This window comes from Sphingomonas sp. Marseille-Q8236 (assembly GCF_965112005.1).
Genome location: NZ_CBCOPO010000001.1, coordinates 85520 through 111672, shown reverse-complemented (window position 1 = coordinate 111672; position 26153 = coordinate 85520). Strand labels below are relative to the sequence as shown.

The 26153-nt window shown below is 64.6% G+C and carries 24 protein-coding genes, 1 tRNA gene and 2 pseudogenes; 16 read left to right on the top strand and 11 right to left on the bottom strand.

The genetic code is table 11. The annotated features are described in order from the left end of the window. Position 1 precedes the first annotated feature (1 nt). The 7 genes from obgE to hspQ all read right to left on the bottom strand — a co-directional run bounded on the left by obgE (position 2) and on the right by hspQ (position 5418). Positions 2-1048 carry a GTPase ObgE gene (gene obgE / locus ACWPWT_RS00555; RefSeq protein ID WP_454278127.1) on the bottom strand — a complete coding sequence of 349 codons (1047 nt, stop codon included), beginning with the start codon at positions 1046-1048 and terminating at the stop codon, positions 2-4. 60 nt (positions 1049-1108) lie between these two features. Further along, positions 1109-2728, bottom strand: coding sequence for a TadG family pilus assembly protein (locus tag ACWPWT_RS00550; protein ID WP_454278126.1), 1620 nt, complete (start codon positions 2726-2728; stop codon positions 1109-1111). Further along, on the bottom strand, positions 2725-3198 hold the full coding sequence (locus ACWPWT_RS00545; RefSeq protein WP_454278125.1) for a TadE/TadG family type IV pilus assembly protein: 474 nt from the start codon (positions 3196-3198) through the stop codon (positions 2725-2727). Before ACWPWT_RS00545 ends, ACWPWT_RS00550 begins: the two co-directional genes overlap by 4 nt. A 359-nt stretch (positions 3199-3557) precedes the next feature. Continuing rightward, on the bottom strand, positions 3558-4106 hold the full coding sequence (locus ACWPWT_RS00540; RefSeq protein WP_454279859.1) for a GNAT family N-acetyltransferase: 549 nt from the start codon (positions 4104-4106) through the stop codon (positions 3558-3560). A 188-nt stretch (positions 4107-4294) separates the two neighbouring features. Then, a complete protein-coding gene (gene rpmA / locus ACWPWT_RS00535) occupies positions 4295-4561 on the bottom strand; it encodes a 50S ribosomal protein L27 (protein ID WP_183951678.1) in 267 nt (88 codons plus the stop codon). Positions 4562-4603: 42 nt separating this feature from the next. Beyond that, the gene (rplU, locus tag ACWPWT_RS00530; RefSeq protein ID WP_007405484.1) at positions 4604-4903 is read right to left on the bottom strand and encodes a 50S ribosomal protein L21; all 300 of its coding nucleotides are present in this window, start codon (positions 4901-4903) and stop codon (positions 4604-4606) included. Between the two features lie 134 nt (positions 4904-5037). After that, entirely contained in the window at positions 5038-5418 is a 381-nt protein-coding gene (hspQ, locus tag ACWPWT_RS00525) for a heat shock protein HspQ (protein ID WP_454278124.1), read from the bottom strand. A gap of 126 nt (positions 5419-5544) precedes the next feature. On the opposite strand from hspQ, the gene ACWPWT_RS00520 reads away from it, so the two are divergent. Beyond that, positions 5545-5634, top strand: a tRNA-Ser gene (locus ACWPWT_RS00520). 15 nt (positions 5635-5649) lie between these two features. Here ACWPWT_RS00520 and ACWPWT_RS00515 read toward each other — a convergent pair. Then, entirely contained in the window at positions 5650-6054 is a 405-nt protein-coding gene (locus tag ACWPWT_RS00515; protein ID WP_454278123.1) for a hypothetical protein, read from the bottom strand. 478 nt (positions 6055-6532) lie between these two features. Between ACWPWT_RS00515 and ACWPWT_RS00510 the strand changes: the two genes are divergently transcribed. The 3 genes and pseudogenes from ACWPWT_RS00510 (at position 6533) to ACWPWT_RS00500 (ending at position 9573) form a co-directional block, all read left to right on the top strand. Continuing rightward, positions 6533-7504 (top strand): MBL fold metallo-hydrolase, encoded by a 972-nt coding sequence (locus tag ACWPWT_RS00510; RefSeq protein WP_454278122.1) that lies wholly within the window; start codon positions 6533-6535, stop codon positions 7502-7504. A 705-nt stretch (positions 7505-8209) separates the two neighbouring features. Then, positions 8210-8366: pseudogene (locus tag ACWPWT_RS00505) on the top strand (IS110 family transposase); the annotation flags it as partial. A gap of 346 nt (positions 8367-8712) precedes the next feature. Further along, positions 8713-9573: a cupin domain-containing protein gene (locus ACWPWT_RS00500; protein WP_454278121.1), complete on the top strand. Its 861-nt coding sequence runs from the start codon at positions 8713-8715 to the stop codon at positions 9571-9573. 116 nt (positions 9574-9689) lie between these two features. Here the strand turns inward: ACWPWT_RS00500 and ACWPWT_RS00495 are convergent. Further along, positions 9690-9912: pseudogene (locus tag ACWPWT_RS00495) on the bottom strand (hypothetical protein); the annotation flags it as partial. A gap of 590 nt (positions 9913-10502) precedes the next feature. On the opposite strand from ACWPWT_RS00495, the gene ACWPWT_RS00490 reads away from it, so the two are divergent. Both ACWPWT_RS00490 and ACWPWT_RS00485 read left to right on the top strand, forming a co-directional pair. Next, entirely contained in the window at positions 10503-13247 is a 2745-nt protein-coding gene (locus ACWPWT_RS00490; protein ID WP_454278120.1) for a TonB-dependent receptor, read from the top strand. Positions 13248-13403: 156 nt separating this feature from the next. Beyond that, positions 13404-15605 (top strand): hypothetical protein, encoded by a 2202-nt coding sequence (locus ACWPWT_RS00485; RefSeq protein ID WP_454278119.1) that lies wholly within the window; start codon positions 13404-13406, stop codon positions 15603-15605. A 28-nt stretch (positions 15606-15633) separates the two neighbouring features. Here ACWPWT_RS00485 and ACWPWT_RS00480 read toward each other — a convergent pair whose 3' ends face one another. Beyond that, a complete protein-coding gene (locus ACWPWT_RS00480) occupies positions 15634-16848 on the bottom strand; it encodes an MFS transporter (RefSeq protein ID WP_454278118.1) in 1215 nt (404 codons plus the stop codon). A 116-nt stretch (positions 16849-16964) separates the two neighbouring features. On the opposite strand from ACWPWT_RS00480, the gene ACWPWT_RS00475 reads away from it, so the two are divergent. Both ACWPWT_RS00475 and ACWPWT_RS00470 read left to right on the top strand, forming a co-directional pair. Further along, a complete protein-coding gene (locus ACWPWT_RS00475; protein ID WP_454278117.1) occupies positions 16965-17561 on the top strand; it encodes a TetR/AcrR family transcriptional regulator in 597 nt (198 codons plus the stop codon). A gap of 162 nt (positions 17562-17723) precedes the next feature. Then, the gene (locus ACWPWT_RS00470) at positions 17724-20006 is read left to right on the top strand and encodes a GH92 family glycosyl hydrolase (RefSeq protein WP_454279858.1); all 2283 of its coding nucleotides are present in this window, start codon (positions 17724-17726) and stop codon (positions 20004-20006) included. A 60-nt stretch (positions 20007-20066) separates the two neighbouring features. On the opposite strand, the gene ACWPWT_RS00465 is transcribed toward ACWPWT_RS00470, so the two are convergent. After that, positions 20067-20909, bottom strand: a complete 843-nt coding sequence (locus tag ACWPWT_RS00465) for a type 1 glutamine amidotransferase (protein ID WP_454278116.1) — start codon at positions 20907-20909, stop codon at positions 20067-20069. Between the two features lie 142 nt (positions 20910-21051). On the opposite strand from ACWPWT_RS00465, the gene ACWPWT_RS00460 reads away from it, so the two are divergent. The 8 genes from ACWPWT_RS00460 to ACWPWT_RS00425 all read left to right on the top strand — a co-directional run bounded on the left by ACWPWT_RS00460 (position 21052) and on the right by ACWPWT_RS00425 (position 26084). Continuing rightward, entirely contained in the window at positions 21052-22140 is a 1089-nt protein-coding gene (locus ACWPWT_RS00460) for a spore photoproduct lyase family protein (RefSeq protein ID WP_454278115.1), read from the top strand. Further along, a complete protein-coding gene (locus ACWPWT_RS00455) occupies positions 22137-22637 on the top strand; it encodes a metallophosphoesterase (protein ID WP_454278114.1) in 501 nt (166 codons plus the stop codon). The genes ACWPWT_RS00460 and ACWPWT_RS00455 overlap by 4 nt, the downstream gene beginning before the upstream one ends. 8 nt (positions 22638-22645) lie before the next feature. Next, entirely contained in the window at positions 22646-22843 is a 198-nt protein-coding gene (locus tag ACWPWT_RS00450; protein WP_454278113.1) for a hypothetical protein, read from the top strand. Positions 22844-22885: 42 nt separating this feature from the next. Next, positions 22886-23125 carry a hypothetical protein gene (locus ACWPWT_RS00445; protein ID WP_261269733.1) on the top strand — a complete coding sequence of 80 codons (240 nt, stop codon included), beginning with the start codon at positions 22886-22888 and terminating at the stop codon, positions 23123-23125. Positions 23126-23241: 116 nt separating this feature from the next. Further along, a complete protein-coding gene (locus ACWPWT_RS00440; protein WP_261269732.1) occupies positions 23242-23397 on the top strand; it encodes a hypothetical protein in 156 nt (51 codons plus the stop codon). 46 nt (positions 23398-23443) lie between these two features. Beyond that, the gene (locus tag ACWPWT_RS00435) at positions 23444-23812 is read left to right on the top strand and encodes a DUF4440 domain-containing protein (protein WP_454278112.1); all 369 of its coding nucleotides are present in this window, start codon (positions 23444-23446) and stop codon (positions 23810-23812) included. Between the two features lie 110 nt (positions 23813-23922). Then, complete coding sequence (locus ACWPWT_RS00430; RefSeq protein ID WP_261269730.1) at positions 23923-24084, top strand: hypothetical protein; 162 nt, start codon at positions 23923-23925, stop codon at positions 24082-24084. Between the two features lie 362 nt (positions 24085-24446). Continuing rightward, a complete protein-coding gene (locus tag ACWPWT_RS00425) occupies positions 24447-26084 on the top strand; it encodes a hypothetical protein (protein ID WP_454278111.1) in 1638 nt (545 codons plus the stop codon). Positions 26085-26153 lie beyond the last annotated feature (69 nt).

The following is a 26153-nucleotide window of genomic DNA, read 5'->3' as shown; positions in this document are numbered from 1 at the left end:
ATCAGAGCGGCGACCATGTGATCTCGTCCTCGCCCTCGTCATTCGCGGGCACCGCGTCCGGCCCCGGCCCGATCGCCTCGAGCAGCTTGTCGAGCACCCAGTCGACACCAGTGCCGGCCGCGCCCGATAACGGGATCACGTCCGCGCCGCTCGCCTCGGCCAGCTCCGCCGACAGCGCCTCGATCAGCTCGTCGTCGAGCGTGTCGATCTTGTTGAGCGCGATGATGTGCGGCTTGTCGACCAGCCCCGCGCCATAAGCCTCCAGCTCGTCGCGGACGATGCGATAGCTTTCCGCGACATCGGTATCGTTGGCGTCGACCAGATGCAGCAGCACCCGGCACCGCTCGATATGGCCCAGGAACCGGTCGCCGATCCCGGCACCGTCCGCCGCGCCCTCGATCAGGCCGGGGATGTCGGCGACCACGAACTCGCGCTGGTGATGCCGCACCACGCCCAACTGCGGCCGGGTGGTGGTGAAGGCATAGGCGCCGACCTTGGCCTGCGCATTGGTCACCGCATTGATGAAGGTCGACTTGCCGGCATTGGGCAGACCCACCAGGCCGGCATCGGCGAGCAGCTTCAGCCGCAGCCAGACCCATGCCTCTTCATGCGGCCAGCCCGTGCCGTGCTGGCGCGGCGTGCGGTTGGTCGAGGTCTTGTAGCTGGCATTGCCGCGTCCACCATCGCCGCCACGCAGGAACACCTCGCGCTGGCCGACCTTGGTGAAGTCGATCAGCACCTCTTCCTTGTCCTCGGACAGGACCTGCGTACCGACCGGCACCTTAATGATCAGATCGTCGCCGCCGCCGCCGGTGCGGTTCGACCCCGATCCGCCATGGCCGCGCGGTGCCCGGAAATGCTGGGTGTAGCGGAAGTCGATCAGGGTGTTCAGCCCCGCGACCGCCTCGAAGATGATGTCGCCGCCCTTGCCGCCATTGCCGCCGTCGGGACCGCCATATTCGATGTATTTTTCACGACGGAAGGAAACGGCGCCGGGGCCGCCCGCGCCGGAGCGGACGAAGATCTTGGCCTGGTCAAGGAAATGCATGGTCGCGCTCTTACCTCGCAAGGACGCAAGAGGCCAGCCCGGCCTTGTCTGCGGGTGCGATCAGGCTACCAGCGCCGCCGCGCCGCACCGTGCGCCATCCACCGTGATATCCGCCTGTCCGACATGCAATCCCATCAAATCGGTCAGATTGCCGATCAGCGTGTCGAGCGCCGGCGCGACAGGCGTCAGCGCGGCACCGACGATCCCGGTCAGCCCATTCAATCCCACGCCGAAGCCCAAGGGCTCAAGCCGCAGATCGACCCGATTGATCAGCGAACTGGCGATTCCGCGGACGGCCGAATTGGCGGTAACGCTCTTGACCGTGCCGTTGGCGATATCCGTGCCGGCAAAGCTGACCCGTTGCCAAGCGGAGTCGCTGGCAAGATTGACCTGTGCCTGGCCCGTCACGCGCGCCAGCGGTACCTGGAGCAGCGTGGCGGGCCCTGCGATCGGCGACTGCTGCATGTCGTCGAAACGGGCACGATCGATCTGCGCGATGGCGAGCGTGCCGGGCGAGGGAAGCGTATCGATCGTCACCGATGGCGTCGTCCCCGAACAGGTGACGCTGTTCAGCCGCGCCTGTGCCGCTGCGGTTTCGACGAAGATCGGCAGTTGCACGGAGGCGAGCAGGGGTGTGCCGATCTGGGTTTCCAGCAACATCCGCTGCTGCGCTGTTCGAACGGTCATCGTTCCGTCCCGCGCGACGGCGAGCCAGGGCGTGGTGACGGGGCGCTCGCCGATCGACAGCATCACCTTCGTCGAGGCCAGTCCGGGGATGGATCCGCCGAGATCGAGTGCCACTTGTCGGCGTCCATTGGAGACCGACAGTGATTCGCGCAGCATCTCATAGACATCCACCCAGACAGAGTCGCGTGAGTGGGCCTTGGTGAGGGTGCCCAGCGGTCCCAAGTCGATCAAACGGGTAAGCGGCACCTTGGACCCAGGCACGCGCAGCGCGATGCGTCGGAGCACAGCCGCCGCTCCCGCATCGCCCGTCGTATCCGCCATCGCCGTCAGCAGAACGGGCAAGGTGACATCCGCCGCCAATATGGTGTCGAAGCTCGCCCCCGTCAGGCCGATGCGGGTGCCCAGCAGCGGGATCGCCTTCAGCAAATCGATCTTTGCTCCGACGAGCGCTTGATAATCGAAGAGGGAGAGAGACAGATCGGTGCCGGCCAGCCCGTTGAGCAAGGCGCCGGGCAGCCCCCCTTCGACATTGACCAACCGGCTGCCGAGCGAAAAGGCGGCATAATCCATTCGCCGGGCGATCGCGCTCGCCGCGACCGGCTTCGAGGCGGTGCCGGTCAGGATTCGGCCGAAGACCAACGGAACCGGACGTCGTAATGTAACGCGGATCGCGTCTCCATCCGCGCCTGCGGCAAAGCGCGCTTCGGGCGCAACGGCTGGGTCGGCGCGATAGGTGCCCAAGATCATGGTGCTCGACGCATCGCTGACGCCATTGGCGGCCAGTATCTGTCCAACGGCTTGCGCGCGGCGGTTGGGGCTAGAGGCCATGGCGGCCATCGCGGCCTGGTCGGCGACGCCCTGAAGCTGGCGCTGCGACAGGGTCATCATGCCGATATCGATACCAAAGGCCGCGCCGCCGATGATCATCACCCCTGCCAAGGCGGTCAGAATGCTGACGCTGCCTTGCCGATTATGCCTGAGCGCGTTGATCATGACAGGCCGCCGAGCATCGCCGCACTGGTCGCGGTCATCTTGCGGCTAAGCGCGGGAACGAATGGCAAGTTGAGCAAAGGGTCAGCCGACGCATCGTACTGGATCGAAACGGTCAGGATATTGTCCTTCTCGATTGTTTCGATTCGTCCGCGATCGGCGCGTAACACGCCCGTCGAATTGAGCATGCGCTGGGCGGTGGCGATCGCGATCGTCCTGCGTTCGGGGGCGTCAAGTCCCGCCAAAGCCGCGCGGGCCGCATCGCTTGCCGATTGCTGGACAAGATGAGCGGTCAGGAAATAGTCGCCGACGCTCACAATTCCCAACAGGACCGATAACAGCACCGGCAGCACCAGCGCCATTTCCACCGCAGCCACGCCGCGCTGACTGCGTACGATTCGCACACCCGGGCCCCTTGATCCCGTGACGTGGCGCGCGTCGATATCCGTTCTCGCTTCCATGAGCCCGACCATCGATGTTCTCCGGCGATTGACTGCCTGCGAACACCAGTCCTGCTGAAATTACTTGCAAAAGGGTTAAGATCGAACCGGCGTTCAAAATTATGCTTGTCTAGGCAATATTCATGGCCATTTTGGCTATAAATGTGGACGCACAAACAGTTTTGTGTCCAGAATGGTAATAAACCAGCAGTCTAGTCGTTGGACTGGGAAATAGATCGGCCATCACCCTTGCCAAACCGGCACGGTGATTCGCATGGATCAATGACCGACTTTATCTCCTCGACGGGTCTGCCATCAGCCGAAACTGGTAGGGCGAACCGGAATGCCGGAACGGCGTCAATCTTTGTGGCTGCCGCCCGGCTTTTCTTTCATCATGCCGCCAGCGGCATCGTCCGGCATCGGTCTGCTTCCAGGTCGATGGCATAATGGATGCTCGGCGCGCTTCCTCCGCGACCGACCGAGGCCCGGAACATCTGCTGACCCGTGGGCACAAAACCGAGCTTGGTCAGCACGCGCCCCGAGGAGGGATTGTCGGCGAAATGCCACGCGCCCAACCGCCGAATTGGCAACGCATGCCGGGCAATGGCGACGATGGCCTGCCCCGCCTCGGTCGCGTATCCCCGTCCCCATGCCGACGGGGTCAGCCAATAGCCGATTTCATGACCCGTATCGCCAGCGATGATCGCGATGCCGCCGATCAATTCGGGCGCGCCGCCACGATCGAGCGCGGTGATGAGGAAACGCGGCTCGGTCGCGCTGCATGGTTGCGCCAGCCAGTTGCTCGCGTCTTCCGAGGTATAGGGGTAGGGGACCCGCGCCGCCATGCGGGCGATCGACTCGTGCCCGATGGCCTCCGCCAAGGGGGCGGCATCTTCCGGCCATGCCGGCCGTAACAACAATCTTTCGGTCCGCGCGAACATCACTCGACAACTCCTCGTCGCGTCGGGCCTGCCCCTGCCACGTCTGGATGACGGGATGGCGACATGGGCCCGGAAGCGGTGGAGGGAGCATGAAAAAAAAGGGAGCCGGGGTGACCCGTCTCCCTTTTTTGCTGGTTCCGTCGCGGAACCCGGGTCACCCTGGTGGGCAACCCGGCACGGTTACCCGATTATTCGGCCGCTGCGGCCAGTTCGACCGAACAGAATTTACGGCCAAGCTTGCCCTCGTGGAACGAGACGCGACCATCGACGAGCGCGAACAGGGTATGGTCCTTGCCCATGCCCACGTTGCGACCCGGATAGAACTTCGTCCCGCGCTGACGCACGAGGATGTTGCCGGCGATGGCTTCCTGGCCGCCGAACTTCTTCACGCCAAGGCGACGGCCGGCCGAATCACGACCGTTGCGCGACGAACCGCCTGCTTTCTTATGTGCCATTGCGAACTACTCCTGGATTTCGTTGGGTGGCGCGACTGAGATTCAGGCGCCGACCGACACGATCTTCAGGATCGTGTGCTGCTGACGGTGGCCGTTGCGACGACGATAATTGTGGCGACGACGCTTCTTGAAGACGATGACCTTGTCGGCCTTCGCCTGAGCGATGATTTCGGCGGCGACCGTGATGCCGTCGACCGCCTTCAGCTCCGAGCCTTCGCCCGCCAGCAGAACGTCACCCAGCGTCACCGACGCGCCGGCTTCGCCCTCGATCTTCTCGACGACGATCTTATCTCCGGCGGCGACGCGATACTGCTTGCCGCCCGTGCGCACGACTGCGAACATGGCTCTTATCACTTCCCAAATGCATGGCTCCCGCGCGGGAATGCCCACCGGGAAAGAAAGGCCAGCTAGGCAAAGGTGGGCCGATTGTCAACCAAGGATTCGAATTTCAAGGGCATGCGCCGGCCCCGAACGGATCAATGCCGATGTTCGCGCCGCAGGAGGTAGCGCCCATCGACATAGCCGGTGAACAGCCCGTCGATGGCCGGATGTTCCACCGGCTCGTCGCTGTCGTCGTGCAGCAGATTCTGCTGGCTGACATAGGCGACATAGCTCGATTCGGCATTCTCCGCGAGCAGATGGTAAAAGGGCTGGTCCTTGGCGGGGCGAATCTTCTCGGGGATGGCGTCATACCATTCGTCGCTATTGGCGAAGACGGGGTCGACGTCGAAGATCACGCCGCGAATGTCGAACATGCGGTGGCGCACCACGTCCCCGATCGCGAACCGCGCGGTCGCGACGATCGGCGCTTGCGCTTCCTGGCCCGAGGGGTGGGGGAGGGTGTCGATACGATCCATGGGTCTGATTTAATGCCTTTGTCGCGTCGCACAAGTTTAGGCGCTTGCAATGCATAAAAAGCTGATCTAGGAGCGCGCCTCCAATCGACCGGCCCCGATGGCAAAGCGCCTTAGGATCGTCCTCGCGGAGAGGTGGCAGAGTGGTCGAATGCACCGCACTCGAAATGCGGCGTACCGGCAACGGTACCGAGGGTTCGAATCCCTCCCTCTCCGCCATTTACCCCGCATAAATCAGCCATTTGTCGCAATCGTGCCGCACCAAGTTCGGCACGATGAGCACCGGCTCTGGAATGATCCCGGATACCGGGCAATGATGCCGCCCGCGAGCGCCGAGGCGTCGAGGTGGCTGTACTGCTTCGTGATGATGCTGACGTCCGAGGGACTGGCCCACATCGATAGGCGCTGTAGCTCCATCCCGTCGAGCGCGAGTCGGGTGATGCAGGTGTTCCGCAGGGTGTGCAGGCCGACGTCGCCGATGTCGTGGCCCATCGCCTCCACGTCGTTGCGGATGTTGCTGTCGAGCTGGAACCAACACCCGCCGACCGCCTGCTTGTTGAGCGTGTCGAACAGGGCGACGACCGTGTCCTTCGCGGGCACCATGTGCGCCTTGCCGTTCTTCGTCTTGTGCAGCGGCAAGGGCCAGGAACGGGCGGCGCTGGCCGTCCACGTCCACCATGACGATGCTCTTCTCGCCCGCCATCCGCACCGCGCGCACCTCAGGCGAAAACTTGTTGATCGTCTTGTTCGCCATAGCCTCTTCCTCTCAGGAGTTGGGGCCTCTGACAAAACCGGCGCGGTTCAGTGGGTGCGTAACGTCCGGACCAGACATATTCGTGGGGCTGAATGCGTCCATCTCGCAGGGGCTTGATATTGGCCAAGGTGTAACGATCGGTGCCGGCGCCGTAGTTGCCCGTCAGATCGGCAGCTAGGCGCCTTTCCCGGAGTACGGCCCCAATAGGAATGGCCCGCCCGTCTCTTACGCCCTTCGTGTTTGATATCCAGACCGCGGCACCATCGTGATCACGAATGCGACACCGCAGATGTGCGCCAATGTTACAATTTGGACTGCCGCTCGGCGCCCGCTACCAGTGGGGGACTTGGCGAGGGGGACGATGTGAAGCGGGTTTTACGGGCAATGACGGTGGTGGCGCTGGCCCTGTCGGGCCCAGCGGCCGGGGCGCGTTCTCGGCCGGCCTTCGACATCGTGCCACTGGGGGTCAAGGGTGGGCTCGAAGAGGGCGCAACGACGGCCTGGTATATCGCATCGGCGGGCAGCCGCCGCGGCGTCGCCTGCGACGCGGGTACACTGGTGCCCGGTATCAGGGCGGGTGTTCGAGCCGGGGCGTTCGGGCGTGGCGCGAAGGTGGCGGACGTGCTGCACGACCGGATCGGCGCCTATCTGATCACCCATGCCCATCTCGACCATGTCGCGGGGCTGGTGATGGCCTCGCCCGATGACACGGCCAAGCCGATCTTCGCGCTACCGGCGGTCAATGCGGCGCTGGCGGCGGACTATTTCAACTGGAGCGCCTGGCCCAACATGGCCGATCGCGGCCCCGCGCCGCGACTGAATCGCTATACCTATCACGATCTGGCACCTGGTGCGCCGCCCGTGCCGATCGCCGGGACGGGGCTGAACGTGTCGGCTTTCCCGTTGTCCCATGGCGGTGCCGTGTCCGCCGCCTTCCTGATCCGCTCCGGCGCCGACGCGATCCTGTGCATGGGGGATACCGGTCCCGACGCCGTCGAAAGAAGCGGCGCGCTGGCGCTTCTTTGGGCGGCGGTGGCGCCCTTGATCCGTGAGGGGCGGCTGCGGGCGATCATCGTCGAGACATCCTATCCCGATCCCCGGCCGGATGACCAATTGTTCGGCCACCTGACGCCGCGCTGGCTGCACAGCGAATTGTCGCGGCTGGCCGGCGTCGCGGGATCGCTGGCGGGCGTGCCGATCGTCATCGGCCATATCAAGCCGGACCTGTCGGGCAGCGATACGCTCGAACGGCGGGTGATGGCGCAACTGGCCGAGCCCGGCGGTCCCGAGGCGCACTATATACGGGCGCAGCAGGGGCAGGCGCTGCACTTCTGAACGGGGGCTCGTCAGTTGGTGAAGGCGATGGTCTTTGCGCCGTTCTGCAGGGCCCGGTCGGCCAGATGATGCCGCACGGCGCGCCAGCACGCACCGTTCGATATCCCGACCCTCGCGCACGAGGGCATCGGGTGGATCCGCATGGGCCACGAGTGCCACATCCTTTGGCGATGATCGGGCGCTCATCCAGACAGGCGACGACGTTGTGCCCGGTCGCACCGATCATCTCCCCACTGGGGGAAAGGGCCGAAGATAGGGTTTTACGCCCCTGAGGCCGGGCAGAAAGCTGTAATGGAGTTGATGCACTGCCCTGACAGGAAGGCGGCGAGAGGGCCGGGGTCTTGCCGCGAGGATCGGTAAGCGGGAAACGGCGCTCGCTTAATATGGTGTTCCGTCTTTGTGGAAAAATCGCCAGCCTTCCAGAGTACGCTCGTCCTTAAGGTCGTCTCGGGGATAGCTGACCTCATCGCCCGCCTGCCGGTCACCGACCTCCATATAGGTCGCGTCCGCATCCGAGTGGTTGAGGGCTTTATCCTAGGCGCGACTTCAGCGGCCTGCACGGCTACGAGGTTAATGGATTGATCGGACACACCGTAACTCCTGCGGAGTCGACCGTATGACCAAACAAGGCTGACGCTGTCATCCGTCTTCTCGAAACAGGGCGTAATCGCAGGAGCGGTATTCTGACCTGCCATGGGGTAGTATATCGCGCTCGATGTTTCGTCGGAGAGAGACGGCGGTATCCATTCGACGTGATGGCAAACGGGTATGGCGCGGCAAGTGCGCCTTCGATCCGGCATCACTTCCAACCCTGATCGGCAACCACGCGGCTGAATCCGAGCGAGCGGTCTTCGCGACCGGCGCGGTGGTTTACCGGATCATGTTAACGCCTGATGTGATGACGGTGGACGGCGCACCGGTCGGGCCCGCAATCGGCTTTAATCCCGGCGACCGTCTGCTTCATGCCCAATGGTCAGGGAAATTGCTGACGGTGTGGGCCGCTCCCATGTGAGCCGGGCTTCGTCTTACGATGGGTGGAGCCAGCCCTGGCAGCCTGGCACCAGTGGAAATGGACGCCCTGGTCCTAGGTTGGCATCGGCCCTCTTCATAGTCTCGCGAGGCAAATTCAGCATGTCCGCCCGCCTGCTAGCGACACAATTCGCCAGTGGCACGGATATGGGAAGGCAACGCGAGCAAGGAGATTCCCCATGGCCAGCGAACCCATTGCCCAAGGCGACACGGCACCGAAAGCCCGTAGCGTCAGCATCGGCTCTCGCAACAGCAATCCGGCCGAGTGGACGCCCTTCGCCTGGGACGATCCCGTATTCGGCCCCCAGATCAAGGGCGAAGTCGCGCCGATCCCGTTCGAGAATACAAGCGGATCGTTGCAACTCGGTCTCTGGCGAACCGGCAAGGGCATCGCAGGATGTCATGAAGACGGATCGTGCCATGTCGACTATTCCGCGCCGCTCGGCGACGAGACCATGGTCATTCTCGAGGGAAGTGCGACCGTCACGATCGCGGCGACCGGCAAACAGTATCGCCTTGAAGCGGGCACGATCATCAGCCACCCCAAGGATGTGGTGCTCACCTGGGACATCGATGCGCCCTTCCTCAAGAAATTCTGGATTTTGTGGGATTCGCCGTCGCCCAGCGTCAAGGAAGACGATGTCTATGTCGGTCATATCAGCGACAATCCCGACAATTGGGAGCCTTTTGCATGGGACGAGCCAGAGCATGGCCCCATGGTATGCGGCGAACTGTTCAAACTGCGCGCGAGGGGAAGCACCGGAACTCTCCTCTGCGGCCTGTGGCGGGCGGGCGTCGGCATAGCCGGTTGCGAGCCCGACGGATCGACGGTGATTCCCTATACGTCTCCGCTCGGCGACGAGATCGAGTTGCTGCTCGAAGGCCAATTCCAGGTCGTCGACGAAAGTACCGGCGAGACACATGAACTCAAGGGAGGCGACATCCTCGCCATACCATGTGGCACCAAGCTCACCTGGTCGTCCAAAGCGCCCTTCGCCAAAAAATTCTGGTTGATCGCAAACGCCGAAGTGTCCGGGTAATTTTTCGTCCTCATTCGGTGGAGCCGCATCACGAAAGCAGGCTTATTGCGGAAGGGGCGGCCGCTATTAATGGAGGCGCCGCTCCACCACCTTGACGGAAATTCGTGCTATCAGTGTTAAATCCGTGTTCGCTGACTTTCCGACTTGGTGTCCAGCCGCGGCATCTGGTGGATCGGGTCGGCGATGAACCGGTCTGGCTCTGACGTCCAAATCTTGGCAACGTCTTTTAGGGCGTGAGCTCGCTGAGCGTCTTGAGCCGGCGGCGAAATTGTAGGTTGTCGTGAAGTTGGCGGGGTGCGCCCGTGGCTGGTCGTGGCGTTCGTAATGGAAGCGTTTGACGATACGGCTTCCTTCCATTCCAACGAAAGAACCCCATCATTAAAAACTGGGACCAAACACCTGGCGCGTGACGGTCGCGTTCAGCCGGATCGGACAGGCGCTTAGGATTCATCAGTGTTGCGTCTTTCCCATCGATCCGCATTTCCCGGCATTTTTGACATCAAGGGCGGACACCGGGAAGGGGCCCGCTTCCCTTCCCGTTCAGGCGGCGTTCGACGCATCTTGAGGGGCACTCGCCGGGCGTCCCCGGACGATCCGTGCCAGCTCATTTGATTCGTGGCGAAAAATCAGACGGCAGGAATTTTGCGCCCCTGATCGCCAAAAAAATATGGGCTGCATGGGACAGCTTGGCCGAGGCGTAACAAAATCCGCTTTCTGTGGAATAAGTTATACCCGATCATATAACGAAGGTAACAATAAAAGTTTTTGGTGACCTATTTGGTATTAATTGGTATCTTTCATGCCTAGGTGCAGGGGCGTCCACCGTCGGGAGGGATCGACGCCCCGCGCACTTTCGTCCGTCGAGGAACGGCCGAAGCTCGGTCCACCCCAATAGGGGGCGTGGACCGAAAAAAGGGGGGTTTATCATCATGCGCCTGCGCAAATGCATTCTCGCGACCACTATCCTGGCGGGCCTGACCGGCACAGCGCAGGCTCAGACCACGACCGCATCCGCCACCACGCCGACCCAGGACGAAAGCGCCGTCGGCCAGGAAAACGACATCGTCGTGCGCGGCATCCGCAAGAGCCTTCAGGATGCGATCGACACGAAGCGCAAGACCAATGCGATCGTCGACGTCATCAGCGCCGAGGATGTCGGCAAGTTCCCCGACACCAATGTCGCGGAATCGCTGTCGCATTTGCCGGGCGTGACGGTCGACCACCAGTTCGGCGAGGGCGAGCAGGTGTCGATCGCGGGTGTCGAGCCGGCGCTGAACCGCGTGCTGATCGACGGCCACTCGATCGCCTCGGCCGACTGGGGCGGCAACCCCGGCGACCGGTCGAGCCGCACCTTCAACTATTCGCTGCTCTCGCCCGAGATCATCAGCCAGGCCGTCGTCTACAAGACGCCCGAGGCGCGGCTGCAGGAAGGCGCGATCGGCGGTACCGTCGACATCGTCACGCGCAAGCCGCTGGACCTGAAGCCCGGCACCATCACCGCGACCGGCGGTTATGAGTATAACGACCGCTCGGCCAAGGGAAATTTCCGTGGATCGGCGCTCTATAGCTGGCACAATGACAGCGACACCTTCGCGATCCTGGGTTCGGTCAATTACGACAAGGAAAATCTCGCCCGCGCCGGTGTCGCGGTCTATGGCTATCTGACCGGCAGCCAGTTCACCACCACCGACGCGTCGGGCCAGACCGTGCTGATCAACCCGAACGCCAAGATTACCGGGGGCACGGTCAACGACCTGAAGGCCGCACGCCTGCCCGCCTATCTGGCGCATGAATATTTCCAGCAGACGCGCCAGCGCCTGGGCTTCACCGGCACGATGCAGTTCAAGCCGACGGACAATTTCACCCTGACCGCCAATGCGATCGTGATCCGCGGCAATTACGACAATTTCAGCAATTCCGAATATAGCTACAACACGCGCGGGTCGCAGCTGACCGCCGCGACGATCAGCAACGGTCTGATCACCTCGGCGACCTTCGCGGCGCAGCCCAGCACCAGCAAGACGTGGATGGGCGAACTCGACACCAATTTCCGTCGCACCCGGATCAAGAACGACAGCTACAGCGCGCTGTTCGACTGGGATGTCGATGGGTGGAAGATCACCGGCAATGCCGGCTACACCCGCGCGACCGGCGGCAAGGACCCCGAATATCTGCTGAACTTCCGCACCCGTCAGGGCTTCACCGTAGGTGCGAACGGCCGCAACACCACGCTGAACTGGGACAATCCGGCCAGCGACGGCACCCAGTGGATCAGCACCTCGCCCGCCGAATCCAGTCTGCGCAAGGATTCCGCCGTGCTGGCCGCGACCAACGGCCAAGGCTTCTATGGCGCGCAGATCGGTGGCATCACCCGCGCCGAGAACACGGTCGACCAAGAGAAATTCGGCCAGATCGACTTCGCGCGTGACCTCGACAGCGGTCTGCTGAAGACGGTGCGCTTCGGGGTGCGCGCCAACATCCATGACAACCGCCAGACCACCTATGGCGGGGCGACCTACACCAACAACTTCTTCACCTTGGCCGATCTGGGCTCCTATGTGCTGAGCGGCAGCGTCTATGACGGCCTGTCGACCACCGGCAACGCCGTGCCCTATGCCACGCTGACCAAGGAAGCCGCGATCAAGGCGCTGAACGCGCCAGGCACGCTGAACATCACCCGTCCGCTCGATACCGGCTCCTTCTTCCAGGTGCAGGAACGGATCGGCACGGCCTATGTCCAGGTGGATTACGAGACCGGCAAGTTCCGCGGCAATATCGGCGGTCGCTTCGTCCGCACCCGCGACATCTCGACCTATTATCTGTCCTCGGCGGGGCAGACCAAGCTGGTGACGGCGCCGCGCACCGACGACCGCTTCCTGCCTGCGTTCAACATCGCCTATGACGCCGGGCCCAGCGTCGTGCTGCGCGGTGCGGCGGCCAAGGTCATCGCACGGCCGCGCTACAGCGACCTTGCCGGCTCGCTGTCGCTCGACGACACGCAGAAGACCGGCGGAGGCGGCAATCCCGACCTGAAGCCCTATGCCGCGACCAATTTCGGCCTGTCGGCGGAATGGTATTTCGCTCCCGCCAGCTATCTGTCGGGCGAAGTGTTCTACCGCGACATCAGCAATTATATCGGCAATGTCGTCGACAACGGTCCCGATGGCCAGGGCGTGGAATACACCAACGCGGTCACGGGCCTGACCAACAAATACGCCATCAACCGCCCGGTCAATGGCGGCAAGGCGACGGTCACCGGCTTCTCGCTGACCGGGCAGGCCAACATCATCTGGGGCTTCGGCATCCAGTCCAACTATACCTTCGCCAGCGGTGAGACCGCCGTCGTGGGCCAGGGCCTGCCCTATCTGTCGCGCAACACCTACAATATCGTCCCATATTTCGAGAAGGGACCCTTCCAGGCGCGGCTCAGCTATAATTACCGCTCGAAATATTTCTATGGCTTCGGGCGTCTCCAGTCGTCGAACTTCACCGACTCCTATCGTCAGCTCGACTTCTCGGCGTCGTACAACATCAACGACCATTTCCGCGTGACGGCGAATGCGTCGAACCTGCTGGACGAGACCTATTACCAGTATAGCAGCACGCCGTCGGCTCCGACTGCGCTGTACAAGAATGGGCGCGTCTTCTCGCTGACGGGAACTGCGCGCTTCTGATCTATCCCCGGGAGGGCGGTCGCGCAGCCGCCTTCCGCTGGCCCCGGCAGCGATGCCGGGGCCTTTTTTCTGCGCCGATGGCGCGGCACAAGACCAAAATGAAACCATGGAGCAGAATGTGACCGGCAACGCCCCCCTTTCGCCCCGGATCGCGGCATGATCCTGGCGGCAACCGCGCTCGCGGCCTCCTGTGTCACGGCCGGGGCCGGGGGCGAAGTTGCGGCCGATCTGCTCCATCGCCGGATGGCGGAGCGGGTGCAGCATTGCGGGACCGTTCGGCTGGTGATCGCTCCGCCGGACGCGGTCGCCAGGGCGTTGCCGCGCCGATGGCGGGGACAGTGGCGCCGCCCGGCATCGCTGGGTCGCGAGGGCTTCGAGATTCGGCGGGTCGGCTCCGTCACCGTCATTACGGCCGAGGGGACGCGCGGTCTGGTCTATGGCGCGGGCTGGGTGCTGCGTCATCTCGATGTCTCGGGCGGGACTGCGCGCCTGTCCCTGAAAGGACCGGTCCGCCAGTCGCCAGCCTATGCCACGCGGCTGACCCAGATCGGCTATCGCCCCAAGAACAACAGCTATGACGCCTGGACGCTGCCGATGTTTCAGCGGCGAATCGAGGACTTTGCGCTTTGGGGCGCGAGCGGGGTGCAGGTGATCGCGCCTGTCTCGGACGATGACGAGACCGGGCCGCTCTTCCCCGCGCCCGCGCGTGAGACGCTGGCGGGCATCGCGACCATCACCCATCGGCTGGGGTTGGACGTCGCGCTCTATTATCCCGAACTTGGCCATTACGAAAAGCCGGGTGCAGTCGCGGCTGAACTCGCCGCCTTCCGGCGGACGCTCGCCGATCTGCCCTATGTCGACGCGCTTTATGTTCCCGGCGGCGATCCGGGGCATACATCTCCGTCGCTCCTGTTCCCGCTGGTAGCGCAGCAGGCGGCGTTGCTCCGTGCGCGCAACCCCGAGGCTCCCGTCTATATATCGTCACAAGGCTTTGACGCTGCCGGGTTCGAGGCCTTCTATCACGAACTGGACAAGCGCCCCGACTGGCTGACCGGCGTTTTCGTCGGGCCGCAGACCCGCGATCCGCTGCCGCTCGAACGTACCCGGATTCCCGCGCGCTATCCGCTGATCCTCTACCCCGACATCGCGCACACGATGCACGCGCAATTCCCCGTGCCGCGCTGGTGGCCCGAATTCGCGCTGACCGAGGGGCGCGAGCCGATCAATCCGCGCCCGGCCGCCTATGCGCATATCTTTGCGCGCTTTATGCCCCTGACGTCTGGGTTCATCACCTATTCCGAAGGGGTGAATGACGATTTCAACCAGTTCCTCTGGTTCCGTCTGGGCTGGGACCCGCACACCGATCCGAAGGCCTTCGCCCGCGACTATGCCCGGATGTTCATCGGCGATCCCATGGCCGCGATGCTTCCGCCCGCGCTGGAGGCCAATTGGGTCGGCGATCCGGCGAGCAACGAACGGATCGACGCGACGCTACGCCTGGCCGACGCGATCCGTCCCGCCGCCTTTGCTGACTGGCGGATCGACGCGCTGCGTTACCGCGCGGTCTATGACGCGTTGGTCCGTCGCCGGACCATTGCCGCGCGCGCGCGCCGGGCGGCTGCCCTGGCGGCTCCCGATGCCGAACGGGCGCGGGCGATCCTGGCGACCAAGGAGGGGCCGGAGGTGGCGGCGCTGCTCGCCCGGCTGAACGGGCTGGCAGAGCGGTTGTGGCAGCAGGCGCGGTTGCAGCTCAGCGTGACGCGCTTCGGTGCGTCCAACATCGAACGCGGTGCCAATCTCGACCGCGCCGATGTCGACCTGACCGGCCGCGCCTGGATCGAGGCGCAGATGGCCAAGGGCTGGCCCATCCCCGATCGCAGCCGACGTGCGGAGGGTGCGCTCTACGACGATCTCGGCCGTCCCGATGCCGAGCCGCATCTGGTGCGCGGGCCGGGCTTCGCGGCCGATCCGCAGATGTTCACCACCGCGATCGACGGCATCGCCGACCGCACGCCCGAAGACGGCTGGTGGCCGGGCGAACTCGACTATGCCGAGACGTTGTATGACAGCCCGCTGCGGCTGCATTATACCGGCCTAGACCCGCGCCGCCGCTACCGGCTGACCGTCACCTATGCAGGGGAGGACTATACGCTGCCGATCCGGCTGGTCGCCAACGGGCATATCGTGTTGCAGGATCAGTTCGCCCGCACCGCCAACCCGATGCAGGTGACGCTCTCTATTCCGCGCGAAGCCACCGCTGGGGGCGCGCTCGACCTGGCATGGACGCGGCCGCCCGGCATGGGCGGCAGCGGACGCGGGAAACAGGTCGCGGAAACCTGGCTGATCCCGGATCGGTGAGGGGCCTTCCGCCCGGTGGGATGCCGCTTCAGCGCCCCGATGGCGCGCGGCGACCGGGCGGAAAGGCGAAACGGCGTGCGGCCAGCGCGATGAGGAAGGCGAGCAGGGCCAGCGCGGCGACTGCGGGCGGCAGCAGCGCCGTCCCGCCGGTGGTGAGCAGTGCTCCGCCCAACGCGCCGCCCGCCGCGATCGCCAGATTCCACGCTGTGGTTACCATGGCCTGTGCCAGGTCGATGCCATCTCCGGCCGCGTCCGCCGACGCCGTCTGCATCATGGCCCCGGCTCCCCCGAACCCGAGTCCCCAGATGACGGCAGCGGCATAGACGACAATGCTCTGCTCGCCAGCGATGGCCAGGATGGTCGCGACCGTTGCGAACGATCCGATCGCGAGCAGTACTAGCGCCCGGAGCATACGGTCCACCAGTCGCCCGACCATCCAGATGCCCGCGAGCGAACTGACGCCAAATGCCAGGAGGACCAGATCGATCCGCACCCCCGCAGCCGTCGCGAACGGTGCGATATAGGTATAGAGGATGTTGTGCGCCGTCATCCATGCGAGGATGACGAGCAGGATCGGCACGACGCCCGGTGTGGCGATCACTCGGCGCAGCGAGGAACGATCGTCGCCCGACCGACCGGGCGCGTCGGGCACTTTGGCGATAATCCAGCCGATCAATGCGATGCTGAGCGCCGAGAGGATCAGGAACGATCCGCGCCATCCGACCAGGCCGCCAAGGAAGGTCCCCAGGGGAACACCTAGCGAGAGCGCCAGCGGCACGCCGACCATCGCAACTGCCATCGCCGGACCGGTCTGGTCCGGCCGCACGATGCTGCGCGCGTACCCCGCAAGGATTCCCCAGGCCAGCCCGGCTGCGCAGCCGGCGACGAACCGCGCGACCAATATGACCCCGACCGATCCCGCCCATGCCGTCAGGCTATTGCCGATCACGAAGCAGAAGATCGTCGCCAGCAGGACGGCCCGCCTGGAAAGGCCCTGGGTCAGGCTCGTCAGCGGGATCGCGGCCAGCAGGGACCCCAGGGCATAGACGGCGACGAGTTGGCCTGCGATCGCCTCGGAAATTCGCAGACCGGACGCGATCTGCGGCAACAGGCCGGCGGGAAGCGTCTCGGTCACGATGCACAGGAATCCGCTGGCGGCGAGGCCGGAAAGTGCTGCGACAGGCAGATCGGCATGCGGGGCCGATCCTGTTTCGACGCGGCTCGGCAAGGGGGATGGCGGCATGACGGTCCTTTTTCGGCGGTTCCCACGCCTGCCCCGCACCGAGGCGATCCGGGCATGGCGATTTCTATGAATGGTCGCTATACAAATGCCGTCGGGCGAGGCAAATGGATTCTGTAATGACCATTAAAGAAAATAAGCGGCTGCGGGGACGGCCGCGCGGGTTTGCGCTCGACGCTGCGGTCGAGGTCGGGCAGCATCTGTTCCATCAGCATGGTTACGAGAATGTCAGCGTGGCGGCGCTGACCGAGGCGATCGGGATAACCCCGCCGAGTTTCTACGCGGCCTTCGGCAGCAAGACCGCCTTCTTCAAGGACGCGCTCAACCGTTATTCGGCGACCGTCGTGCCGTTGGACCGCTTCCTGGTCCCGGGAAACGCGCCCCTTACCGCCATTGCCGACATGCTATGCGCCGCAGCGCATGCTTATGCCGAGCATCCTCAGCGGCGGGGGTGCCTCATCCTCGAACATGCCAAGACCGTGACGACCGATTGGGGCAGCGCGGCTGCGCAGATCGCCGGGGAAAACCGGGAGAAAGTGCACGCGTTCCTGACCGAGTCCGGTATCGAGGCGCCCGGGCGTATCGCCGATACCATCGCCACGACGATGCTCGGTCTGTCGGCCGCTGCCCGCGAAGGGTGGAATGAGGAAAGACTCTGCGCGGTCGCGGAAACGGCAGCGCTGATCTTGCGTCGGCTCGACCGCAAGGATTCCTGAATGGCCTGACCGGCCATTCCTATGGTTCCGTCGATTAAGTCAGCAATTTAATTGGTTTAGCGCGTACGCGTGACCTCGTGACACCCTTGGCAAGGCGGCGTGTATCGGGAAAGATGGACCGATAGGGCGAAAAGGGGAGTGGGGATGGCGATACGGGGCATGATGTTGGGCCTGGCATTGCTTTCCGCCAGCGCGTCGGCGCAGCGGGCCATGGTCGATGACGTCGATCCCTTTATCGGCACCGGCGGAGAGGGGCACAGCTTTCCGGGAGCGGTCGCGCCGTTCGGCATGGTGCAGCTATCGCCCGATACCGATACCCAATGTGCGCTTCGCGAATGCTACGGCCACGCCGCCGGGTACCGCCATGATGATCCGACGATCCAGGGGTTCAGCCACACGCATTTCTCCGGCGCGGGGCATTCCGATCTGGGCGACCTTCTCCTGATGCCGGTGTCGGGGGATGCGGTTCCGATGGACCCCGGCACGCCCGACAAGCCGGGATACCGCTCGCCCTTCCGCCATGCGACGGAGGAAGCGCGGCCCGGCTATTATGCGGTGACGCTGGACGGGCCGGAGGTGCGCGCGGAAATGACCGCCGCCACGCGGGCGGGGGTGCATCGCTATACCTTCCCGACCGGCAAGGCCGCGCATCTGGTCATCGACTTCCGCTCGTCGCTCTACAATTATCCGGGCAAGATCCTGTGGTCGGGCCTGCGGCTTCGCCCCGATGGCACGCTGACCGGGTTTCGCGAGACGCGCGGTTGGGCACCAGGGCGCAAATTCTTCTTCGCCATGCGTTTCTCCGCTCCGCTCGTCGCGCACGCGCTGGTCAACCGGGAGACGGACCTTCCCTATAAGGGCTTCCAGGGCCCGGGCCGCGGCAGCGATGCGGTGGCCGAGCGGCTGGGCCGGGCGCTGATGGCGCGGCTCGACTTCGGCACGCTCGACCGGCCACTGGAGGTCAAGGTAGCGATCTCGGGCGTGGACGAGGCGGGTGCGATCGCCAATCTCGACAGCGAGCCGGGCGGCTTCGACGCGGTGCGCGATCGGACCCGCGCCGCCTGGACCCAGGCCCTGGGCGCGGTCGAGGTGGAGGGGGCCGCCCCAATGCGCCGGATGGTCGCCACCGCGCTCTATCACAGCCTGCTCGCACCGAGTGTGTGGAGCGACAGCGACGGGCGGTATCGCGGGCCCGACGATCAGGTGCATCAGGCGACGGGCTTTGCCTTCCGCTCGACCTTTTCGCTCTGGGATACGTTCCGCGCCGAGCATCCGCTGCTGACCCTGATCCAGCCGGAAAAGGTCAATGCCGAGATCGTCCGGTCCCTGCTCGCGAGCCAGGCAGTCAGCCCGGAAGGCCTATTGCCGGTGTGGCAATTCCACGGACGCGAAACCTGGACGATGATCGGCTATCACGCGGTGCCGGTCATCGCCGACGCCTATATGAAGGGCATCAGGGGGTTTGACGCCGAGGCCGCGCTGGCGGCGATGGTCGCGAGCGCGCGCTATGCGCCCTATGGCGGTCTGGGCGAATATATGACGCGCGGCTATGTGCCGATCGACCGCGAGCCGGAGGCGGCGTCCAAGACGGTCGAATATGCCTATGACGACTGGACGATCGCCCGCATGGCCGCGGCAATGGGTCGGCGCGACATCGCCGTCGATTTCAACAGGCGGGCGGGCAACTGGCGCAACAGCTTCGATGCGAAGACTGGTTTCCTGCGGGCGCGCAAGGCCGATGGGAGCTGGCGCGTGCCATTCGATCCCACCGCGATCAACTATGGCTCCGATTATACCGAGGGTAATGCCTGGCAATATAGCTGGTTCGTGCCCCAAGATCAGGCCGGACTGTTCCGGACGATGGGCGGCGACAAGAAGGTGGTCGCCAAGCTCGACCGCATGTTCGACTATGACAATTCCAAGCTCGATTATAGCCATGCCGAGGATATCGCAGGTCTGATCGGCCAATATATCCATGGCAACGAACCCAGCCACCATGTCGCCTATCTCTACAGCTATGCCGGACAGCCATGGCGGACGCAGGAGCGGCTGAAACAGATCGTCGACAGCCAGTATAAGCCGACGCCGGACGGGCTGTCGGGCAATGACGATCTGGGCCAGATGTCGGCGTGGCTGGCGTTCACGGCGTTGGGTTTCTACCCGGTCACGCCCGGGACCAACCAATATGTCATCGGTCGTCCCTTCGTCAGCCGCGCGGTGCTCAACCTGCCCAATGGCAAGCGCTTCGCGATCAGTGCCGAGGGGCTGAGCGATGATCATTCCTATATCGGATCGGTACGGCTCAACGGGCAGCCGCTAAGGCACGGTTACATCCGGCATGAGGAGATCATGGCGGGGGGCACGCTGGAGTTCCGGATGGCGGCGCGACCCAATCGGACATGGGCGACGGCTGCGAAAGACAGACCCTATTCGATGAGCCGGTAATCGCTGTCTCGCTGGCGCTCCCCTCACGCAGGTGTGGGGGCGGGTCCAGAATGCGGGGGATCAGGCCGCGCGCAACTGGGGGAGATGGGCCAGGAAATTGGCGATCTCACGACGTCGCAGGCGTTCCTCCGCAAATTCGCCGTCCACTCCCAGGCGCCAGCGCAACGCGCGGCTGGCGGGGCGATCGTGCAGGGCATCCATGACGGCGGCGCACTCCTGAACCTCGTCCTCGCGTTCCGCCAGCCCCGCCGCGACCAAGTCGGCGGCTTGCGCGGAGACCGCGATGGCGATTTCGCGCAACGCGAGTTCGGGATGATATTGCACACCCCAGAATATCCCGCGGTCGAAGCGTATCTCCGCCGCCTGGACCCGCGTGACCGCGTTGCTGGCGAGCAGGGTCGCGCCGGGCGGCAGATCCAGCACCTCGTCCCCATGGATTGCCGGAGCGTCCCAACTGGCCGGGCGGCCCGCCAACAAGGGATGCGTCCGGCCATCCTCCGTCGCGCTGATCCGGCGGGCGATCCCTGCCTCCATCCGCTCTGGCATCTTGCGCACCCGACCGCCGGCGGCGGCGACCGCGATCTGGAGACCGGCGCAGGAACCGAAGGACGGTACGCCCGCCGCGAAGACGTCGCGCATGAAATCGAGCTGCCGCCGAACCTCGGGCCCGTCGTCATAGATATGCATGGGAGAGCCGGTCAGGAAGACCGCGTCATAGTCCGCCAGCCGCTTGACCGGTATGGCCGCATCGTCGTCGGCGGGCGAGACGATGCTGATCTCGACCCCCGGCTGCATCTGGCGGAGGGTGGCGGCATAGGTTTCGCCGGAACTCTTGCCGGCGCGCTTGCGACGGGCCTCCCGTTCTTCGGGGCGTTCGCTTTGCGCGATCAGGAAATGCGGCACGCTTTGCTTTCGATGGTGTCGGGCCGTAACGCGCAGCGATGCATGGCGCTCCGCTAAGTGCTTCATATGGCGAAAAAAGCGGCGCACTCGCGTAAGGCGATATTGTGTCGGACCGTCTGGCGGCGCGGATCGTTCAGCGGCCATGGCCAGTGCAGTCCCATCGGTGAGCAGCGACAAGGCGGCGTGGCGGCCCAGACGGCTGCTGGTCACGCGGTCGGCCATGGGTTTTGCCCAGGGCCGCGCCATTGTCGAACGCGCTGAGGCGCAGGGGGTGGAGATCGTGCTGCTACCGGGTGACCGGCTGGCGCTCGACCTGCCCGACGATCCGCGCCGCGCCTATGCCGCAGCCAAGACAACGCTGGCCGTGGTGGTGGCGCCGCCGTCCAAGCGCCGGCTGCAACCCATCGCGCCCAGCGCCGACTGGCGCGTCGATGTGGCGGAGGGCTGTCCGGCGCATTGCAGCTATTGCTATCTCGCCGGGTCGCTGAAGGGCCCGCCGATCACCCGCGTCTATGCCAATTTGGACGAGATACTGGACGGGCTTCCGGCCTATCTGGGGCAGGGGACGATCACCTCGCGCAATCGGGATCGGGCGCATGAGGGCACGACGTTCGAGGCGTCCTGCTATACCGATCCGCTGGCCCTGGAGCCGATCACCGGATCGCTGTCGGCGGCCATCGCGCGGTTCGGCCGATGGGACGCCCCGGTCCAGCTTCGTTTCACCACCAAATTCGCCGATGTCGGCCCCTTGCTGAATATCGATCATCGGGGGCGGACGCGGATGCGCGCGTCGGTCAACCCCCGGATATACGCGCGCTTCGAGGGCGGCACATCGGCGGTCGCGGACCGCTTGGCCGCGCTTCGCCGGATGGCGATGGCGGGCTATCCCGTCGGTCTCACCATCGCGCCGATCATCGCGGCGGAGGGGTGGCGGCAGGCTTATGGCGAATTGCTGGCCGATGCGGGGGCCGCGCTGGCGGGTGTGCCAGGGCTGGACCTGACGATCGAGCTCATCACCCACCGCTTTACGGCGGGGTCGAAGGCGGTGCTGGACAGCTGGTATCCGGGATCGTCGCTCGACATGGGCGCAACCCGCCGCGTCACCAAACGGACCAAGTTCGGCACCGAGAAGCAGGTGTACGACGCGACGACGATGCGCGAACTGCGCGGCTTTTTCGAAGAGGGGATCGCATCGGCCTTGCCGTCCGCCCGCATCCTGTATTGGACATGACCCTGTTCTTTACCGCCGATACGCATTTTGGCGATCACCGCACCATCAATATCCAGAAGCGGCCGTTCCGCGATGTGGCCGAGATGGATGCCATGTTGATAGCGCGGTGGAACGCCGTGGTGGGGCCGGACGATGTGGTCTGGCATCTGGGCGACGTCGCGCGCCGCCCCGCCGATGTGCCCGCGCTGTTGACGCGGCTGAACGGCACCAAGCACTTGTTGCGCGGCAATAACGATCCGGCGGCCACGCTGATGGCGCCAGGATGGGCCAGCACCGGGGATTATGCCGAAATCGAAGTGGATGGACACGCGCTGGTCCTGTGCCATTATCCCTTTCGACGCTGGAACGGGCAGCATCGGCGCGCCATCAATCTTCATGGCCACAGTCATGGCCGGTTGAAGCCGATGCCCCGCCAATTCGACGTCGGCGTCGATGTGCATCATTTTATGCCAGTGACGCTCGATCAAATCCTGACACGCTCGAAAAATGTGCAATAGATAAGACCATGCTCAAGACACGAATGAAACGGATCGCCGATCATCATGCCACGACCGCAAGGACGGTGGCCCGGATCGAGGCGTCGATCACCGCCTTGGGCAATGACGACCTGCTCGACCTCGCTGACATATTCCAGCAGGCGCCGCGCACGCCGCTGGCCGAAATGGCCTTTGCCGAGATGGCGAAGCGGGGCATCTCGCTATGACCATCGTCTTGCAGTGTGTCGCCAAAGCTCTAGGCTGAGCCGATGGCCGCTTTTGACGACAGCTTCGATCCCGCGCTTGGCGCCGCCTGCAACCGTCTGGCGGCATGGGTCGAGACCCTGCCCGAGGGGGTGGTCGTCGACGCCGCGTCCGGTCTGAGCGAGGACGATCTGGCGATGATCCTGCGCCACCTCTACGCCACGCGGCATGACGGGCCGGGCGGGCCGCGTCCGGCCTCTGCCCCGGCGGCGCGGGCCTCGGTTCCGGTGACGGCCAGGGGCTGACCAGCCCGCCGACGCGCTTACGACTTGACCTGGAATAATATTCCGCTGCGGAGCACGGCTCCGACGGCGTTCTGGGACGTTCTGTGCAGGGTCGACGCCAAGCCCGTGGAGCCAGCATGTCCGATACGCCCGACCCCAGCCCCGATCCCTCCGCCGACAAGCGCGAAGAAACGGGGCCGGCCAAGGATCGTCCGCATGCTGCGCCACCCGGCGACGCGACCCTTGCCAAGCGCGCCGAGGACGAGGCCGCCGATCTGGGCGACTTCGCCTGACTCTCGGCAACGCGCCGCGCCGAACATCAAAACGGGAGCAAACAGGATGGAAGACGCACGCCTTTGGAGCTTCGAGGAAAGCCTTTGGACCGAGGGGCCGGACAATTATCGTGAAAAGGTCGATCCCGAAGTCGTGATGGTCCTGCCGCGCCCGCCCTTCGTCTTGTCGGGCAGCGCCGCGATCGATGCGGTGGCCGATACGCCCGTCTGGGACAGCGCCGAGCTGACCGAACGACAGGTTTCCCGGCCGCAGGAGGGGCTGATCGTCATCGGCTATCACGTGGCCGCCCATCGGGGCGACGAACATTATGAGGCGCACTGCACCTCCGTCATCCGCCGCCTCGAACATGAAGTCTGGCGGGTGGTGCAGCATCAGCAGACGCCGGTCCTAGCCAGGTCGATGAGTCAGGCCTGATTCGACGGGCCGAGTGATAGGCGGGACCGGCATGATCCGGTCTCGCCCGCTCGTCCGGATCGGCGGAACGCCTTTGGGGAGCATGCATTGGTTCGTTCAGGAGAGCGACCATGACCGATGCGATCAAGCCTACCACCGAAACCCGTCGTCCCAATCTTTCGACCGAGCATCAAAAGGATGGCGATGCGCGCCGCCCCAGCGATACGCTCGACCGGGGACAGGACAGCACCGAGGGGCAGGATGCGCCCAAACGCAAATCCTCGCTGACGTGACGTGAGAAAACAGGACGGCGGCGAAGGTGAGAGACGCCCCGCCCGATCCGTAGTGACACGATGATGAGCGGGGCGCCAAGGACGTGCGGAAGCTCGACCTCGCCCCTTTGTAACGACCATGGCTGCAAAAAGCTGCCCTCTGCCGGTGTTCCGGCGGAATATATTTTTCGAGCGGACGGACGCATCGCACTGTCATCGAAACGACTTCGATGTGTCACAAAAGATTCTTGTAAAATGCATCTTGGCGTCATGAGCCGCGCCTAACGCCCGGTCCGGGATCGACAGGGGGACCTTGTCTTGAGTCGATCATCGGGCGGCCATTCGCCCGATATGGCAACGATAAGATCGGGAGTTTTTCGGCGATGGCGAGCATCAAGCGCTTAGGCCTCATTCTCATGACCAGCTCGGCCTGTGCGGCCCTTGCCGCGTGCGGGGGTGCCGACAGCGTCGCCTCGCCGGGGGCGGGCAGCGTCGTGATCGTTCAGCCACAGCCGACGCCGACCCCGTCGCCCACCCCGACGCCGACCGCCAACATCACCGCCGCGCAGTTCGCCGCCGTGACCAAGGTCAACGACGTGACGATCACCGCCGACGAGCAGCTGGCGATCGTGAATGCCGGGTCCAACAACAACGTCAACGGCACCGGCGCGGCACTGAACGGCATCTATCCGACCAGCAGCACCTCGCTGACCACCGCGTCGGACCCATCGACGCTGAACAGCTTCTTCACCTCGACCAATTATGTCGGTGCGCTCAACGGCCCGTCGGATACGGCCTTCCAGGGTTGGACCTGCAACTCGACCTCGGCCGAATTCGGCGGTTCGGGCGCGCGTTGTACGGCGGTTCCGTCGATCGGCACCTATGCCGCCGCCACGTCGGTCTGCCCGACCGGCACGATCGACGACGGCACCAACAGTTCGTCCTCGCCCAGCTTCCGCTACTGCCGCATCGACAACACTGTCACCACCACGCAGAATGTGACGCTGCCCAAGATCGCAGGCGTCGTCTATCGCCTGCGTGGCCAGACCGAAGTCGGCACCGATCTGGGTTCGACCGGTGGCGCCGGTGTCACGCTGACCATCGCGCCGGGCGTGGTGATCGCGGCGGACTCGTCGGAAGCGACCAACGACCTGCTGCTCGTCAACCGTGGCTCGAAGATTTCGGCCGTCGGCACCCGCGACGCGCCGATCATCTTCACCTCGCAGCAGAATCTGGTGAACAATGGCGTATCGGACGCCAGCCAGGGTCAGTGGGGTGGCATCATCCTGCTCGGCCGCGCGCCGACCGCGGTCTGCGCCACCGGCACCGGCCCGAACAACGCCGCCGGCACCTCCACCACCTGCCAGCTGGCGATCGAGGGCGTGACGGGCCGCTTCTATGGCGGCGCGAACCAGGCCGACTCGTCGGGCCAGATGTCCTATGTCCAGATCCGCTATTCCGGCATCGCCATCTCGGACGGCAACGAGCTTCAGGGCCTGACGCTGGGCGGCACCGGTTCGGGCACGGTTCTGGATCATATCCAGAGCCACAACTCGGCCGATGACGGCATCGAGATCTTCGGCGGCACGTCCAACCTGAAATATATCGCGATCACCGGCGCGGACGATGACGGCTTCGACATCGACAATGGCTATCGCGGCTTCATGCAGTTCCTGATCGCGGCACAGCGCACGATCGGCGCGACCGCCGACAGCTTCTCGACCGAGATCGACTCGAACAATGCCGAAGACCTGTTGCCGCGCACCTTCGGTCGCTATGCCAACTTCACCTTCGTCCAGACGGCCAATGCGCCGGCGGCCATCCGTCTACGTGGCGGTGCGGACATGACCTTCATCAACGGCATCGTGAAGTCGACCCAGTCCGGCGTGGCCTGCATCAACCTGATCGCGGGCGAAGGCTCGGGCTCGGGCCGCACCACGATCCGTGCGGCCGACAGCGCGCTGCAGGATCAGGGGCCGCCGGTCTTCACCTCGGTCTATTTCAGCTGCAACGGCCGCTAAGGCCCCGCTGACCATGCGCCCCTGGCTTGACCGGGCGCTCTCGGCAGGCCGGGGTGGCGAACATCGCCG

Bases quoted from the DNA above. Each gene is read 5' to 3' on its own strand.
- ACWPWT_RS00480 (WP_454278118.1), bottom strand. From the start codon at position 16,848: ATGCCGCCATCCCCCTTGCCGAGCCGCGTCGAAACAGGATCGGCCCCG.
- rpmA (WP_183951678.1), bottom strand. From the start codon at position 4,561: ATGGCACATAAGAAAGCAGGCGGTTCGTCGCGCAACGGTCGTGATTCG.
- ACWPWT_RS00460 (WP_454278115.1), top strand. From the start codon at position 21,052: ATGGCCAGTGCAGTCCCATCGGTGAGCAGCGACAAGGCGGCGTGGCGG.
- ACWPWT_RS00490 (WP_454278120.1), top strand. From the start codon at position 10,503: ATGCGCCTGCGCAAATGCATTCTCGCGACCACTATCCTGGCGGGCCTG.
- hspQ (WP_454278124.1), bottom strand. From the start codon at position 5,418: ATGGATCGTATCGACACCCTCCCCCACCCCTCGGGCCAGGAAGCGCAA.
- ACWPWT_RS00540 (WP_454279859.1), bottom strand. From the start codon at position 4,106: ATGTTCGCGCGGACCGAAAGATTGTTGTTACGGCCGGCATGGCCGGAA.
- ACWPWT_RS00435 (WP_454278112.1), top strand. From the start codon at position 23,444: ATGGAAGACGCACGCCTTTGGAGCTTCGAGGAAAGCCTTTGGACCGAG.
- ACWPWT_RS00440 (WP_261269732.1), top strand. From the start codon at position 23,242: ATGTCCGATACGCCCGACCCCAGCCCCGATCCCTCCGCCGACAAGCGC.
- ACWPWT_RS00450 (WP_454278113.1), top strand. From the start codon at position 22,646: ATGCTCAAGACACGAATGAAACGGATCGCCGATCATCATGCCACGACC.
- ACWPWT_RS00445 (WP_261269733.1), top strand. From the start codon at position 22,886: ATGGCCGCTTTTGACGACAGCTTCGATCCCGCGCTTGGCGCCGCCTGC.
- ACWPWT_RS00455 (WP_454278114.1), top strand. From the start codon at position 22,137: ATGACCCTGTTCTTTACCGCCGATACGCATTTTGGCGATCACCGCACC.
- ACWPWT_RS00430 (WP_261269730.1), top strand. From the start codon at position 23,923: ATGACCGATGCGATCAAGCCTACCACCGAAACCCGTCGTCCCAATCTT.
- rplU (WP_007405484.1), bottom strand. From the start codon at position 4,903: ATGTTCGCAGTCGTGCGCACGGGCGGCAAGCAGTATCGCGTCGCCGCC.
- ACWPWT_RS00545 (WP_454278125.1), bottom strand. From the start codon at position 3,198: ATGGTCGGGCTCATGGAAGCGAGAACGGATATCGACGCGCGCCACGTC.
- ACWPWT_RS00485 (WP_454278119.1), top strand. From the start codon at position 13,404: ATGATCCTGGCGGCAACCGCGCTCGCGGCCTCCTGTGTCACGGCCGGG.
- ACWPWT_RS00425 (WP_454278111.1), top strand. From the start codon at position 24,447: ATGGCGAGCATCAAGCGCTTAGGCCTCATTCTCATGACCAGCTCGGCC.
- ACWPWT_RS00550 (WP_454278126.1), bottom strand. From the start codon at position 2,728: ATGATCAACGCGCTCAGGCATAATCGGCAAGGCAGCGTCAGCATTCTG.
- ACWPWT_RS00470 (WP_454279858.1), top strand. From the start codon at position 17,724: ATGTTGGGCCTGGCATTGCTTTCCGCCAGCGCGTCGGCGCAGCGGGCC.
- ACWPWT_RS00475 (WP_454278117.1), top strand. From the start codon at position 16,965: ATGACCATTAAAGAAAATAAGCGGCTGCGGGGACGGCCGCGCGGGTTT.
- ACWPWT_RS00500 (WP_454278121.1), top strand. From the start codon at position 8,713: ATGGCCAGCGAACCCATTGCCCAAGGCGACACGGCACCGAAAGCCCGT.
- obgE (WP_454278127.1), bottom strand. From the start codon at position 1,048: ATGCATTTCCTTGACCAGGCCAAGATCTTCGTCCGCTCCGGCGCGGGC.